We start from the raw sequence: 13,891 nt of genomic DNA on the forward strand, positions 1-13,891 counted from the left end.
TTAGTTCTTGACTGCAAGGTAGTTCTCGGAGTTCTCGTTCGTCTTCGCGGTTTCTGCCCGAATTGCGGGCTTTGGGCTGATGACGAGGAGAACGGCCAGGATGGCGACAGCCCCGGGTGCTGCGAAGACGAGGAAGTTCTGCTCAGGCGGAAGCTTCAGTGCCAGGAGGCTGCCGCCTAAAAGCGGCCCTGCAATTGCTCCGAAGCGCCCAATGGCAGAACACCAGCTGACCCCGGTGGAACGGATCGAGGTGGGGTAGTAGTCGGCGCCGAATGCGTGGATCACGGCCAAGGTTCCAATAGTCGTGGCGCCCGCTACGAAGAGTAATGCATTCAGGAGGACGGAAGCAGGGTGCATACCCAGAAGGACAAGCGACAGGACTGCCAGCGCGAAGAAGGCCACGAGGACCTTTTTGTTGCCGAACCGGTCCCCGAGCCAGCCTCCGGCGAGGGCGCCAACGGTGGCACCGATGTTCAGTACCACCAGGAACTGCAGGCTGGAGCCCAGGTCGAAACCGCTGGCGATCATGATTTTCGGGAGCCAGGTGTTCAGTCCGTAAACCATGAGCAGGCACATACCAAAGGCCAGCCAGACCATGGGTGTCCCTAGAGCGCGTCCGGATCGGAAGAGCTCGGCCACGGAAACTGATTCTCGCTTCGTGGCTGGGGGCACGGTCCAGTCGATCGAGTCGTGATCTGCGGCGGAGGCTGCACGGGTCAGCAGGTGGCGGGCCTCACGAACCCGTCCCCGGCTCATGAGGAAGGCCATTGACTCCGGCATCTGTCGGTAAAGGACCGGAAGAACTAGCAGTGACGCGCCGCTGATGAAGAAGACAGCCTGCCATCCCAGCAGGGGCAGAACCCACAGTGCGATCAGGGTGGCGATGATCGACCCGACTGAGTACATGCTCAACATGACTGTGGTCAGGGTGTGTCGCTTTGAAGCGGGCGCAAGTTCGCTCATCAGGGACACAATGTTGGGTATCACCCCTCCAAGAAAGACACCGGTAATGAACCGTAGCGCCCAAAAGACGTCCGGATTAGGTGCAAACCCTGTTGCCACCGCTGCGAGGGAAAAGAGCAGCGTGCCGTGGAGGATGACCGGGCGTCGGCCGACCCGGTCCGCGAGGGAGCCCAGGAGGACTGCTCCGCACATCATGCCGATGAGGGCGGCACTGCCGAGCCAGCCTGCCTGGTCCGGGCTGAGGGACCATTCGTTCATCAGGGTTGGGAGCACTGATCCGTAGACGATCAGGTCGTAGCCGTCGAAAAACATAATGAACGAGCAGCCTGCGAGCAGGGCCAGATGAAACCTGTTGAGCGGCGCTCCTGCCATGGCAGAGCTGGGGGTGAATTGCCTCATTGCGATTCCTTGCCTGCGTTCTCTTGGAGAAGATTGAAGGTAGTACGGGAGAATGATGCCTAGTCAGCAACGACCTGTGCGTCGATAAGAAATGGCCCGTTTCCTTCCAATGCCTTTTTGTAGACCAGCACGAATTCTTCGCGGGTTTCGGTTCTCTGGGCCGGAACTCCGTAGCCTTCGGCAATGGCGACAAAATCGATCCTGCCCAGCTGGAGGCCAGGAACATCGGGCACGCCCATGCGCTCGGCGAACGCCGCCAGGGCCCCGTAGCTGGAGTTGTTGACGATGACGAACACGGTTCGCGTTTGGCGCTGGGCTGCCGTGTACAGGGCGGTTATCCCGTAGTTGGCAGAACCATCCCCCACGGTGGCGACAATTGTCTTTTCCGGGGCACCCAGCGACATTCCTACGGCCGCGGGGAGGCCGAAACCCAGTCCCCCCGATGCCGGAAAATGGTACATGCTCGGACGCTCGATGGCGACGCGCTCGAGGTACTCCAAGTCCAGGGTGGTCGTCTCATTCACGTACGCCACATCGGTGTTGCTGTGGGCGTTCAGCACTTCGAGGACCTCGGTGCCCGTCATCCCAGCTGAGGAGGTTTTGGCCGCCGGCAAGGCACGCGAACCGCGAGCCCCGCGCCGGTGACCGCGGTCAGTAACACCTTCGGACAGGGCCTTTGCTGCGCCGGCAATATCGGCCACAACAGCCCGACCGAAGGGCGCACGCGTGGCTTCCCGGGCATCCTGAGTCAGGTGAATGACCTGGGCTCCGGCGGTCAGGTAGTGGCCGGGTTCCCAACGGTGGTAGCGGAAAACCGGGGCCCCCAGGACTAGGACCACGTCGTGGCCGGCCAGGCGTTCCCGCACGGACGTGATCCCCGGAACGAGCACCCCGATGAAGTTGGGGTGCGTGGTGGGAAAGGGGCAGCGTGACGGGGATGGAGCAACATAAACCGACGCATCGGCCTTTTCAGCCAGGGAAACAACTGCCTCGAAGACAGCCGGATCCTGCACGGCTGCCGCGTCCACCTGGGGGCCAAGGACAAGAGCAACGCTTTTTGCCCCATCGATGAGGGCAATGAGTTCCTCCGCCAACGCGCGCGGCAGGTCCCCAGCCATCGACACGGAGCGCTCGGTCAGCAGGAAGTCGTCCTCAAGCGCCATCTCTGCCCAGTCGTCGAGCGGGACGGAGACGTAGACCGGGCCACACGGCTGGGTGGAGGTCTCAAAAATTGCTTGAGCCAAAGTGCGGGGGACGTCGGTCGCGGAAAGAGGCTCGTGCGAGTACTTCACCAGGGGCGCAGGCAGTGTTGCAGCATCCGCGCTGGCGAGCATCGTCTCCTGCCCCACGGTTCGCCGTACCTGCTGGCCGGCCAGGATCACCATCGGAATGTGCCCGTAATGAGCATTTGTTAGAGCACCCATTGCGTTACCGGAACCGGACGCCGCATGAATGTTCACCAAAGCAGGCCTTCCCGTGGCCCGGGCGTAGCCCTCGGCCATGCCCACGACCACCTGTTCATGCAGACCAAGGACAAAATCAAAGTCCTCGTTGAGGCCCGCGAGGAACGGGAGTTCGTTGGAACCGGGATTCCCAAAAACGGTCGTCATGCCGTGGGAACGGAACACGTCCAGACTCGATTCCAGAACAGTCTTCTTGGTGGTCACGGGTCCCCTTCGATTGAAAATGGCAGCAGGATGATTTAGGTATTGCATGGCCCTAAGGCAGGATGAGCGGCTCCGAAGGGCCCCATGCCACAAACTATCGACCCGATAAGCAAAAGCCCTCCGAGTCCGCAAAGTCCGGAGCGGGAGAGTCCCCCTTGGACACATTCAGGCTAAGTGATACCGATCACCTAGGTCTAATAAAGAATCCAGCCTGTTTATATAGGCAGCGCTTATGGGAAGTGCATGCACGCCAAGGAGTCGGTTCATCTGCTCAACGGTTTTGGAAACGCCCCTCTCCAGCACCATTCAGACCTGGCGCAACGTTTGGATTGCCCAGTCCACAAACCAAAGTGTTGCCGAGGACGAAGGGTGAAGGGCTGTGTGGGCACGGACAGGGGTTGCGAACTCGTCACTGGTCAAGGGTATGACCTCAAAGCCCCATCGGGCGGCCCAGTCTGCGGTTACCACTTCCGGGACGAAGGCGACCAGGTCCGAGGCTGCCAGTACCCCCGGGATGGCCGCGAACCCAGACAGGTGAAGGGAGCCCGCGACCGGAGCTGGCAGGAGGGACTGCATGAGGGCGTGTCCTGTCGTTCCCCGCACGACCACTCTGGGCAGCGAGACCAATTCTTCGAGGGTTGGAGTCCTATCTCCGAAACGACCGGGCCTTGCCACGCAGCAGTAACGGTCCCAACGAATTACAGAGCTGCGCAACTCCCCTCCAAGCAGGGTTGACGAGACGGCGAGGTCGAGGTGCCCCGATTCGAGGTCGTCGCTTGCCGTCTCGGTATCCACATTAACGACGTCCAGGCTGCAATAAGGGGCGATCGCTGCGAGGCCAGGTACCAGCGCGGGAAGGAACACCGTCTGGCCCAGATCAGTCAAAGCCATTCGAAACGTCGACCGCGCCGTCGCAGGATCAAATCGTGAGAGCCGGCCAATCGCCGCATCGGCAATCTGCGGAATCCCCCCGACCTCCGCATACAACTGCAGCCCAGCACGGGTGGGAACGATCCCGCGCCCTTCACGCTGGAAGAGATCGCTCCCTGACGCCCGTCGCAACCTGTTCAACCCTTGGGTAACTGAGGGCTGAGACATCTTCAGCCGCTCCGCTGCTGCCGTGACCGACCCCTCCTCGATGACGGCCGTAAAAACCCGGATGAGGTTCAAGTCCACCATGGACGGCTCCTGCGTTTTATTCCTACGGGCACCGGAGAGCGGCAAAATATGCCGGCGGTGATGTGTATATAGGGGAACAGTGGACGCGACAGCCTAACGTACATGCCCCTCCGCAACCGATAATGCCATGGAGAGCCAGTCCGTGGAGATCCCTACACGGGCAGTCGTTCAAGATTTATATTCCGACCCCATCTCACCCTAAAAGCGCTTCTGCTGGCCGCCCAATACGAGGAACGACTGCCGATGATTGAAACCGACCCTCAAACTGGAAAGCAGCCGTAACTGCCTGTCCTCGAGCGCACCACTCGAGCTCTCACAACGAGAGAACATCAGCTATATGTAGTCCCGTCTATATGTATTCCCATCACAACGAGGTCATTTCCGTTGATCGGAACATCTGTAACCGAAGTCACTTCCTTTGACTGACACTGATGACAGACGAACGAATTCGGTTCCGCCGACGGCGGAGCCCGCAACGAAGCGAGACAACCATGGCACGCAAGATCATCACCACCCAGGTGGCCATCATGGGAGCGGGGCCCGCCGGGCTGATGCTCTCCCACCTGCTGGCGAAAGCCGGCATCGAGTCCACGGTCATCGAAGTCCGGAGCCACGAGGAAATCTCCGAAACCGTCCGCGCCGGCATCCTGGAGCACGGGACCGTGAACCTGCTGGTGGACAGCGGCGTGTCGGACCGGGTGCTGCGCCAGGGCGACCGGCACGACGGCATCGAGCTGCGGTTCAACGGCGAAAGCCACCGCGTGGATTTCAAGGACCTGGTGGGGGAGTCGGTGTGGCTGTACCCGCAGACGGATGTGTTCCTGGATCTCGCCGCGCGCAGGAAGGACGACGGCGGCGACGTCCGCTACAGCGTCACTGACACGTCCGTCCACGATCTTGAGGGAAAGCCGAAGGTCTGGTTCACCGACGCGGACGGCGTGGAGTTCGAGATCCAGGCGGACTTCCTGGTGGGCGCGGACGGCTCCCGCAGCCACTGCCGGTTCCAGATTCCTGAAGCGCACCGCAAGTGGTACTTCCACGAGTACCCGTTCGCGTGGTTCGGCATCCTGGCCGAGGCGCCCCGCAGTTCGGACGAGCTCATCTACGCCAACTCGGACAACGGGTTCGCGCTGATCAGCCAGCGCACGGAGACCGTGCAGCGGATGTACTTCCAGTGCGACCCGAAGGAGAACGTGGCCGAATGGGATGACGACAGGATCTGGGCAGAGTTCCGCAGCCGGGTCAACGGCAACGGCTTCCAGCTCAAGGAGGGTCCGGTCATCGAGAAGATGGTCCTGCCCTTCCGCAGCTTCGTCCACACCCCCATGCGGTACGGCAACCTGTTCCTGGCCGGCGACGCCGCGCACACCGTGCCGCCCACCGGCGCGAAGGGCCTGAACCTGGCCATCCATGACGTGAAGGTCCTCTTCGAAGGGCTGGACAGCCATTACAACTCCGGCTCGGACCTGCTGCTGGAGGCCTATAGTGACAGGGCCCTGGAGCGGGTGTGGAAGGCGCAGCAGTTTTCCTACTGGATGACCACTATGCTGCACACCCCGGCCGGCGCCGATGACTTCTCCCGTGCCCGCCAACTGGGCGAGCTGAACTCCGTGGTCTCCTCGCGGCACGGCATGGCCTACCTCGCCGAGGCCTACACCGGCTGGCCCGGCCGTTCCTAACCCCGAACTAACCCTCTTGCTTCCAGGTGGCTCTCCACCGAAATCAAAGACCGGCAGTCTGATCCCATGAAATACACCAAACTTCGTAACCTGACAGTGTCCGCGATTGGTCTCGGCTGCATGGGCATGTCCCACGATCTACACGGGCCAGAGGCAGCCCGAACAAAATTTGATCCGAGTTATCCATCGGGCGATGAAGCTTGGCGTCACGCATTTCGATAACGCGGCTGTACGGGCCGTTCAAGAATGACCTTTTGCTGGGCAAGGCCGTGAAAGGGCGGCGGGACCAGGTTGTGCTCACCTCCAAGTTCGGTTTGATGTCCCACGTCGGACGAGGCCCTAGGACGGCTCGGCTGCAAACGTTCACGCCGCGGTAGAGGGTACCCTGAGCAGCCTCGACACTGAGTACATCGACCTGTACTACCAGCACCGTGTTGATAAGACGGTACCGATTGAAGAGGTTGTTGGCACCCTGGCCGAACTCATCGACGAGGGTAAGATCCGGCACATAGGTCTGTCGGAGGCAGGACCGGACACCATCCGTCGGGCAAACGCGGTCTATCCGATTACCGCTCTCCAGTCCGAATATTCCTTGTGGACCCGTGACGGTGAGGACGGGGCGGTGGACCTGCTGCGGGAGTTGGGGATGGGCTTTGTGCAGTACTCTCCTCTGGCTCGGGGAATGCTGAGCGGAAAAATCCGCTCGCGCGCCCAACTCGAGGCGGTTGACTGGCGTTTGAGCAACCCGCGATTCGAGGAAGGCGTCCTGCAGAGGAATCTCCAAGTTCTCGCTGAGGTTGAGGCGATAGCCGAGGAAGCCGACGCCACTCCTTCCCAGGTGGCCCTGGACTGGCTGCTCGCGAAGGGCGGTGACTGGTCACCAATTCCAGTGACGGCCCGGATCTCCCACCTCGAGGAAGACCTCCTCGCTTTGGACGTGAAACTCACCCCGGAACAGGTCAGGGCGTTGGACGGCGTCACGCAACCTGAGGGCGGCAATGACACGCAGGCCCAGATGAAACCGTTCGACCGTGAGAACTCGCTGAATCCGAAGTCAGGAAGATAGTTCCCTATTAGCGACCAGGCGAACATCGTTGTTCTGGGTAGTGGACCGGCGGGGTCGTCCCTTGCGCAGAGAATTCATGCAGTGGGCGTTGACGCCGCCTTCATTGACGCGATCACCCAGAAAGCCGGCAGCGGCTCCATGGCGCATGGTTTCGATGATGCGGCGGCGTACGCCGGTATTGCGATCGCCCAGAGAACCGGCCCGCGTTGACGCCATGGAGCGCGCCGCTTCCCGTCTCAGAACAAAGGCGTTCTTGGGACATGAGCCCCGGAGCCCGGCGGCCAAGACGATGCTCACAGCTCTTTTCCAGCCGGGTTCATACATCAATGTGACGGTTCTGAACGATCTGACTGATTCCACTGGAAGGCTTTGGATGAATTCAGGAACTGCGGCGCGTAATTCATCGCGTTACTCGCATCCCTGATCGTCGGCGTTGGCATTGAATACGTTTCCGACATCCCAGGCAGTGCTACCGGCCGGGGCTGCTGCGCGATTACCGGCCAACGCCTGGCAGGGGTGATCATCGATTCTTTGGGCGGCCCAAAGCATGGGCCAGCAGGACTGGGCGTAACAGGAAATCCTTCACGGGTTTGAGTCCGCTTCTGCGGAGACGGCCAAGCGGTTCTCGGCACTGCCCAGCAGGTCAAGCGCCGCGAGATGGAAGTGTTGGAAATTGCCCAGATGCTCCAGGACAGCAGGTATGACACGCCATGATTTCGGCTCTTCAGTTCAATAACGCCGGATTCTGCATAGAACTAGGGTTCCCTTTGGGAGGAAACCCTAGTCCCGGACAGCACAAGAATTTCAGCTGTTGCTTTAGCGCGTCCTGCCAGGCTTTACACCCGGAGATCCTTTCCTTTCGTCTCCTTGACGGTGGAAACCGCGATCAGCGAGATGATGGACAGTCCAGCGATGTAGAGACCAATGCTGATGCTGCTGCCGGTCTCTGCCAGGAGAAGTTCGGCAATAAGAGGAGCGAATGCGCCGCCTAGGATTGCTCCGATGGCGTAACCGATGGAGACTCCGGAGTAGCGGATGTTGGTGGGGAACATCTCGGCGTAGAGCGCCGCCTGTGGCCCGTAGGACAGACCCAGCCCGATCGTCAGAACCAGGATGGCCACGGTGAACCAAAGGATTTCCCCAGATTCGATGAGCATAAACATGGGCACGGCCCAGAGGATGAGGAAAACGTAGCCGATCTGAAAAGTGCGAACCCGGCCGATCTTGTCCGAAATGATGCCTCCAAACATGGTGAAGATGAGCCAGGTGAAAGCGGCGAGCGTGCTGGCAAGCAGCACCGGCCCCCGTTCCATCCCCAAATGCTTGGTGGCGTAGGCAGAGAAGAAGGCAATGAGCAGGTAGCCGGCCGCGTTGTTGGCGAGGAAGATCAACGCCGACTGCAGGACCTGCTTGGAATTGCTGCGGAACAGTTGGCGCAGGGGAGTGGCGGATTCGGACTTGCGGGCCTGCATCTCTTTAAAGACGGGGCTTTCATCCACGGAGCGCCGGATGACGAAGCCGACCAGGATCAGCACGACGGAGAACAGGAACGGCAGGCGCCAACCCCAAGCGAGGAAGTCTTCGTTGCTGAGCAGGGTCGTCGCCAGGTACATAACGAACGTTGCGAGGATCATCCCGCATGGGACGCCGATCTGCGGGTATGCCCCGAAGAAGCCGCGTTTGTTGACTGGTGCGTGCTCTACAGACATGAGGGCCGCGCCGCCCCATTCACCGCCGGCGGAGAAGCCTTGGATTATGCGCAGAACTACGAGGAGAACTGGCGCCCAGATACCCCAAGTGGCATAGGTTGGGAGGAGACCGATTAGAGCGGTTGCGGCACCCATGAGGATCAAAGTGAATACCAGCATGATCTTGCGGCCAAGCCGGTCTCCGAGGTACCCGGCGACGATGGCCCCCAGGGGGCGGAACAGGAAACTGATGCCAAGAGAAGCCCAAGAGATAATTTGGGCCAGAGCAGGATTGTCAGAGGTTACTGGTGCAAAATAGAGCCCAGCGAGGACGAGTCCGGCGGCTTGGGCATAGATAAAGAAGTCGTACCACTCAATTGTGGTTCCGACGAGAGTTCCGGCGAGGACTTTGCGTTGTTCTGCCCGGGCGGCTGGGTTGAGTAGTTGGGCTGGGGTAGCTGAGGTTGACATGCATACTCCTATGTATGGCAGGTAGGCGGAAGCTGGGTCTTTCAGTGCCTTCGAAGTGCATAAAGTTTTTGTGCGAGGTTGAAAAGCATGGTTCACGCACTGCTGTTCCCGGGTTCTCCTCTTGAGCCAGCCGGGGAGAAAGATGTCGGTGCGTCCCATTGCTTACGTAGCCCAATCCTAGAGCGGGTTGGTCAATCAACCCACTAGATAATTTGGATCCACAAGATAGACTGCATCTATCTCAGACCAGAGTCAGCTGGACTCAAAAAACTAGCTATAGCCTCTCTGGGAGTTGCCGGACACACCAGCTCGAGTTCGCCTTCGAGTCCGCACTGCGGGGTGGCTTCGACGACGTGCGGGGTAAGCTCCCTCAACGGCCAGGAGAAAACGCCGATAACGGATACTCCGCCAAGCTGCGCGTCTCAGGTGCAAGTGCTGTCCAGGGCCTCTTGGGCGACCAGGAGCAAGAGAAGACGGTGCTGCCGTTCCGCAGCTTCGTCCACACCCCGATGCGGCACGGCAACCTGTTCTTCGCCGTGGACGCCGCGGACACGGTCCCGCCCCCGGGCGCCAAGGGCTTGAACCTTGCCATCCACGACGTCAAGATGCTCTTCGAAGGGCTGGACAGTGACTACAACTCCGGTTCCGACCGGCTGCTTGAGGCGCACAGTGACCGCGCGCGGGAGCGGCTCTGGAAGGCCCAGCAGTTCTCCTACTGGCTGACCACCATGCTCCAAACACCGGCCGACGCAGACGACTTCTTCCGCGCCCGCAAGCTCGGCGAGCTCAACTCGGCGGTGTCCTCACGCCACGGCAAGGCCAACCCCGGGTGGCCTACACCGGCTGGCCCACCACAGCTTCGTCCTAACTGAGTCACGATCTATTGGCGCACGACAGACTGTTGCCGAAGCCTGGGACGGATGCTGGGAAGCTCGGAGTAAACGCGAAGGGCCAGCTGGCAGGTGATGGCCGGCCATATGCAGAAGCAGTATTCAACTTCCGGTGCCACGAGGAGCCATTGGCGTTGACAACACCAGACCTGCAGGGGGCACGTCCGGTTGCGCCGATCACTCAGGATCTCGTGGGATGCAGACAGACCGCCCAGGGAGATCTTCGATTATTCTGCGGTGATTCGCGCCATCCTGCATTAGCCAAAGGAGTCGTCCGTCGCTGGTGGCCTCCTCAACCCTCCCCTGGTCGAGGAGCCTTCCTCCCTGTTTGACGGTTATCTCGCGGCCCACCAAAGTTGACCAGGCGCCGACGAATTTCACTTCCGGCAGGTGATGGTGCTGGGCCTCGACGTGCGAATCACTCATGTGCTTGGCCTCATTCTGCGTATTCAGCTCGCCTGACCTTGCTGGCAGGAGCTTAGTGGTTCCTCCGCGGGTACGGAGGCGTCTGATAATCGTTAGCTCCCCCCGGCAGCCTGCAAGTCCACCTCAGGGCACCTTTGACTCATTGGAAGATGGACTTTGTAGGGCCTGGCTCCCCGCTGGGAGGGTCTTCCTCGGCCGACGGTTTCAGTGCCTTTTCGATCCTGCGGATCATCGACTCCGGATCCTGTTGGATGTCCACGAGAACGTGGGCCTCGTCGGAAGCGAGCGGTTCAAGAGTGGCCAGCTGGGAGGCGAGCAGGCTTCCGGGCATATACTCGTGCACCCTGCTGCTGAGCCGGGCGGAGATTGTTGTTGCATCCCCGGATAAGTGGATGAACACAGTGTCTGGGACGAAGCTCCGGAGAAGGTCCCGGTAGCTGCGCTTCAGCGCGGAACAGGCGATGATGCAGGTGTTCGCTCCTCCAGCCGGTTTCGCCAGAGCTGCGCCGATCTCGGCTAGCCATGGTGCCCTGTCATCGTCGTTCAGGGGTACACCGGATGCCATCTTGACCTTGTTCGCTGCAGGGTGGAAGTCGTCGCCGTCGAAAAAGGGCACGCTTAGCCGCTTCCCGAGCAGGGAGCCAACTGTGGACTTCCCGCACCCGGAAACACCCATCACCACCAGCGGCGGCAGCGGCCTCACGACCCGCTCCCGGCGCCGAAGCTCAGCAGGACCTTTCCGGATTCAGCGGAATTCCGTGCCGTCTCAAAGGCTTCCAGCGCGTTGTCCACGGTGTATTCGTGGGTGATGACGGGCCCGATGTGGAGTGAACCGTCGGCGAGGGCGGCGATGACGTCGTCGATCTCGTCGTTGAACCGGAACGAGCCCTTCAGCTCCAGCTCGCGGGTGATCGCCAGTGAGATCAGCACCGGCTGCGGCCCGGTGGGCAGCAGCCCCACCATCACCACGGTGCCGCCGCGGGTTGCACCCTGGATGGCGGACGCCAGGCCGTGGTGGTTTCCGGAGGACTCAATCACGACGTCGGCCTCCACGGCCGCGATAGCCTCGGCATCTCCGGCCATGATCACCTGGTCCGCCCCCACGGCTTGGGCGATGTCCAGCGGCTTGGTGTGCACGTCGACAGCGGTGATGCGGCTTGCGCCGGCCCGCTTCAGGACCGCGACGGCAAGGGCGCCGATGGGGCCGCTGCCGATCACCAGCGCAGACTTCCCGGCCACGTCCCCCGCCCGCGCCACCGCGTGCCACGCCACGGAGGCGGGCTCGATCAGCGCCGCGGTGCGAAGGTCGATGCTGTCCGGCAGGACCCGGAGCATCCGGGTAGGGAGGTTCACGTACCGGCTGAACGCGCCGTCCTTGTGCGGGAACCGCGCCGCGCTGCCCAGGTAGGTGCAGCCCGGGGAGAGGTTAGGCCGATCCACCGGGTAACGGGCCGCACCGGGACCGGGAGTGGCCGGGTGGACCGCCACAGGGGTGCCGGCTGCGGGGCCGGTCCCGTCAGCCGCCGCACGGACCACTTTCCCGGAAATTTCATGTCCGAGCACCAGCGGAGCCTTCAGGATGGATTCACCCGCGGCTCCGTGCAACCAGTAGTGCAGGTCGGAACCGCAGATGCCGCCGTAGTGCACCTCGATCACGGCCTCGTCGGAGGCAGGGGCCGCGAGGGTCAGTTCGTCGATCCGGAGGTCGTTGGCGGCGTGGGCCACCACCGCCGGGCCGGTAATAGGGAGAGCTGTATCCAGGGTCATTAGACCACCACCGTCATTCCGCCGTCGATAAAAATGGTCTGGCCGTTCACGAAGTCGGACCCGCTGGAAGCCAGCCACACGGCCGGTCCGGCGAGGTCCTGCACCGTCCCCCACCGGTTGGCCGGGGTGCGGCCCAGGATCCAGGAGTTGAACTGTTCATCATCCACCAGGTTCTGCGTCATCTCCGTATGGATGTACCCCGGCGCGATCCCGTTGATCTGCAAACCCGATGCCGCCCACTCGGCCGTCATGGCCCGGGTCAGGTTCCGCAGCCCGCCCTTGGCCGCAATATACGGGGCGATGGTGGGTCGGGCCAGGTCCGTCTGGACCGAGCAGATATTGATGATCTTCCCGTGCCCACGCCGAATCATGAACCGCGCCGCCTCCCGGCCCACCAGGAACGCGCTGGTCAGGTCCGTAGAGATCACCCGTTCCCAGTCCTTCACATCCAGGTCCAACATGGGCACCCGGTGCTGGATCCCGGCGTTGTTCACCAGGATCTCCAGCGGCCCCACCTGCTCCTCCACCCAGGCGATACCGCGGGCGGCTTCGGCGTCGCTGGTGACATCAAAGACGACACTATTGATGAGTCCGGGGGCATAGTCGCCAGCCATCGCGGCAGCGGCATCCTTGAGCCGGTCCCCGTTGACGCCGTTCAACACCACGGTTGCACCGGCGTCGGCCAATGCCCGGGCAAGCGCGTTTCCGATTCCTCGGCTGGAACCGGTGACCAAAGCTACCCGTCCCGTCAGATCGAAAAGTGAACTCATGATGTCGCTGTTCCTTCCGCCACGGGGGCGTGGCTGAGTTGTGAGATCGTTTGACGGACCACCGCAAGATCCTGGTCACCCAGTCCTTGCCGGATGAGTTCGGCATAGAGCTCGATGCTGGCGCTTGTCATCGGCGTTGCGGCGCCGTGCTGCCGGGCCGACTCGAGGACGAACGAAAGGTCTTTGTGCATGAATTTCGCCGGCCCGGTGGGTGTGTAGTCTTTCCGGATCAGGCGGGGTCCGACGACTTCAAGGACTCGGCTGCCTGCCAAGCCGCCGGAGAGGACGTCAAAGAGTGCACCGGCGTCCATGCCCGAGTGTTCGGCTAGTTCGGCGGCCTCCGCCAGTGCTGCCGTGGTGGCTCCCACGATCAACTGGTTACAGGCCTTGGCAAGTGACCCTGTACCCAGGCTGCCCATGTGGCGCACGGTCGTGCCCATGGCGTCAAAGAGCGATTCAAGTCGACGGACATCACTTGCTGCGCCGCCGGCCATGATGGCCAGGGTGCCGTTCTCGGCGCCAACGGTACCGCCGCTGACAGGAGCGTCGACCACGGTAGCGTTACCCTGGCTGGCACGCTGCACCTGAAGGCCGAAGGCTTGCACGCCCGTCGGTGAAACACTGCTCATAACGACGACCGTGGTGCCCGGTGCCGGAGGGTTGTTCCACCAGCTCTCCAGAAGACGGGCTGAAGCCTCTTTGATAAAGGGCAGATCCGGCAGCATGAAAATGATCACCGGGAGGTCTCTCATATCCGCTACCTCTTGGACCCGGGTTCCACCCAGCCGCTCGAAATCGTCTAGGGCGCCGGCGGAACGGTTCCAGGCCGTCACGTGCCAGCTGCTGCGCAGAAGGTTCGCGGCCATCGGCGCGCCCATCAGCCCCAGCCCTACAAAACCGGCAGTCCTTTGCTGACCCACTAATAT

12 protein-coding genes and 1 pseudogene are annotated in these 13,891 nt (G+C 61.7%); 4 read left to right on the forward strand and 9 right to left on the reverse strand.

All coding sequences use genetic code 11. From position 1 onward, the window contains the following. From ACFC25_RS10195 to ACFC25_RS10205, 3 genes are all read right to left on the reverse strand, one after another. Positions 1–1,362, reverse strand: a complete 1,362-nt coding sequence (locus ACFC25_RS10195) for an MFS transporter (RefSeq protein WP_376045035.1) — start codon at positions 1,360–1,362, stop codon at positions 1–3. Between the two features lie 59 nt (positions 1,363–1,421). After that, positions 1,422–3,029, reverse strand: coding sequence for a benzoylformate decarboxylase (gene mdlC / locus ACFC25_RS10200; protein ID WP_376045036.1), 1,608 nt, complete (start codon positions 3,027–3,029; stop codon positions 1,422–1,424). 306 nt (positions 3,030–3,335) lie between these two features. Next, positions 3,336–4,208, reverse strand: coding sequence for a LysR family transcriptional regulator (locus tag ACFC25_RS10205; RefSeq protein ID WP_376045037.1), 873 nt, complete (start codon positions 4,206–4,208; stop codon positions 3,336–3,338). A 491-nt stretch (positions 4,209–4,699) separates the two neighbouring features. On the opposite strand from ACFC25_RS10205, the gene ACFC25_RS10210 reads away from it, so the two are divergent. From ACFC25_RS10210 to ACFC25_RS10220, 3 genes are all read left to right on the forward strand, one after another. Further along, positions 4,700–5,887 (forward strand): 4-hydroxybenzoate 3-monooxygenase, encoded by a 1,188-nt coding sequence (locus ACFC25_RS10210; RefSeq protein ID WP_376045038.1) that lies wholly within the window; start codon positions 4,700–4,702, stop codon positions 5,885–5,887. A 385-nt stretch (positions 5,888–6,272) separates the two neighbouring features. Next, positions 6,273–6,953 carry an aldo/keto reductase gene (locus ACFC25_RS10215; protein WP_376045118.1) on the forward strand — a complete coding sequence of 227 codons (681 nt, stop codon included), beginning with the start codon at positions 6,273–6,275 and terminating at the stop codon, positions 6,951–6,953. 81 nt (positions 6,954–7,034) lie between these two features. Next, on the forward strand, positions 7,035–7,163 hold the full coding sequence (locus tag ACFC25_RS10220) for a hypothetical protein (RefSeq protein ID WP_376045039.1): 129 nt from the start codon (positions 7,035–7,037) through the stop codon (positions 7,161–7,163). A gap of 626 nt (positions 7,164–7,789) precedes the next feature. Here the strand turns inward: ACFC25_RS10220 and ACFC25_RS10225 are convergent. Next, positions 7,790–9,112, reverse strand: a complete 1,323-nt coding sequence (locus tag ACFC25_RS10225; RefSeq protein ID WP_376045040.1) for an MFS transporter — start codon at positions 9,110–9,112, stop codon at positions 7,790–7,792. 467 nt (positions 9,113–9,579) lie between these two features. Between ACFC25_RS10225 and ACFC25_RS10230 the strand changes: the two are divergent. Beyond that, positions 9,580–9,980, forward strand: a pseudogene (locus ACFC25_RS10230) (FAD-dependent monooxygenase); the annotation flags it as partial. A gap of 199 nt (positions 9,981–10,179) precedes the next feature. Here the strand turns inward: ACFC25_RS10230 and ACFC25_RS10235 are convergent. The 5 genes from ACFC25_RS10235 to ACFC25_RS10255 all read right to left on the reverse strand — a co-directional run bounded on the left by ACFC25_RS10235 (position 10,180) and on the right by ACFC25_RS10255 (position 13,885). Further along, a complete protein-coding gene (locus ACFC25_RS10235) occupies positions 10,180–10,428 on the reverse strand; it encodes a hypothetical protein (protein ID WP_376045041.1) in 249 nt (82 codons plus the stop codon). A 139-nt stretch (positions 10,429–10,567) separates the two neighbouring features. Further along, positions 10,568–11,131, reverse strand: a complete 564-nt coding sequence (locus tag ACFC25_RS10240) for a gluconokinase (RefSeq protein ID WP_376045042.1) — start codon at positions 11,129–11,131, stop codon at positions 10,568–10,570. Further along, positions 11,128–12,195 carry an L-idonate 5-dehydrogenase gene (locus ACFC25_RS10245; protein ID WP_376045043.1) on the reverse strand — a complete coding sequence of 356 codons (1,068 nt, stop codon included), beginning with the start codon at positions 12,193–12,195 and terminating at the stop codon, positions 11,128–11,130. Before ACFC25_RS10245 ends, ACFC25_RS10240 begins: the two co-directional genes overlap by 4 nt. Next, positions 12,195–12,965 carry an SDR family oxidoreductase gene (locus ACFC25_RS10250; RefSeq protein WP_376045044.1) on the reverse strand — a complete coding sequence of 257 codons (771 nt, stop codon included), beginning with the start codon at positions 12,963–12,965 and terminating at the stop codon, positions 12,195–12,197. Before ACFC25_RS10250 ends, ACFC25_RS10245 begins: the two co-directional genes overlap by 1 nt. Then, positions 12,962–13,885, reverse strand: a complete 924-nt coding sequence (locus ACFC25_RS10255) for an NAD(P)-dependent oxidoreductase (RefSeq protein WP_376045045.1) — start codon at positions 13,883–13,885, stop codon at positions 12,962–12,964. Before ACFC25_RS10255 ends, ACFC25_RS10250 begins: the two co-directional genes overlap by 4 nt. Positions 13,886–13,891: the final 6 nt, after the last annotated feature.

Source organism: Pseudarthrobacter sp. NPDC055928 (genome assembly GCF_042270935.1).
In the GTDB taxonomy this organism is placed as follows: domain Bacteria; phylum Actinomycetota; class Actinomycetes; order Actinomycetales; family Micrococcaceae; genus Arthrobacter.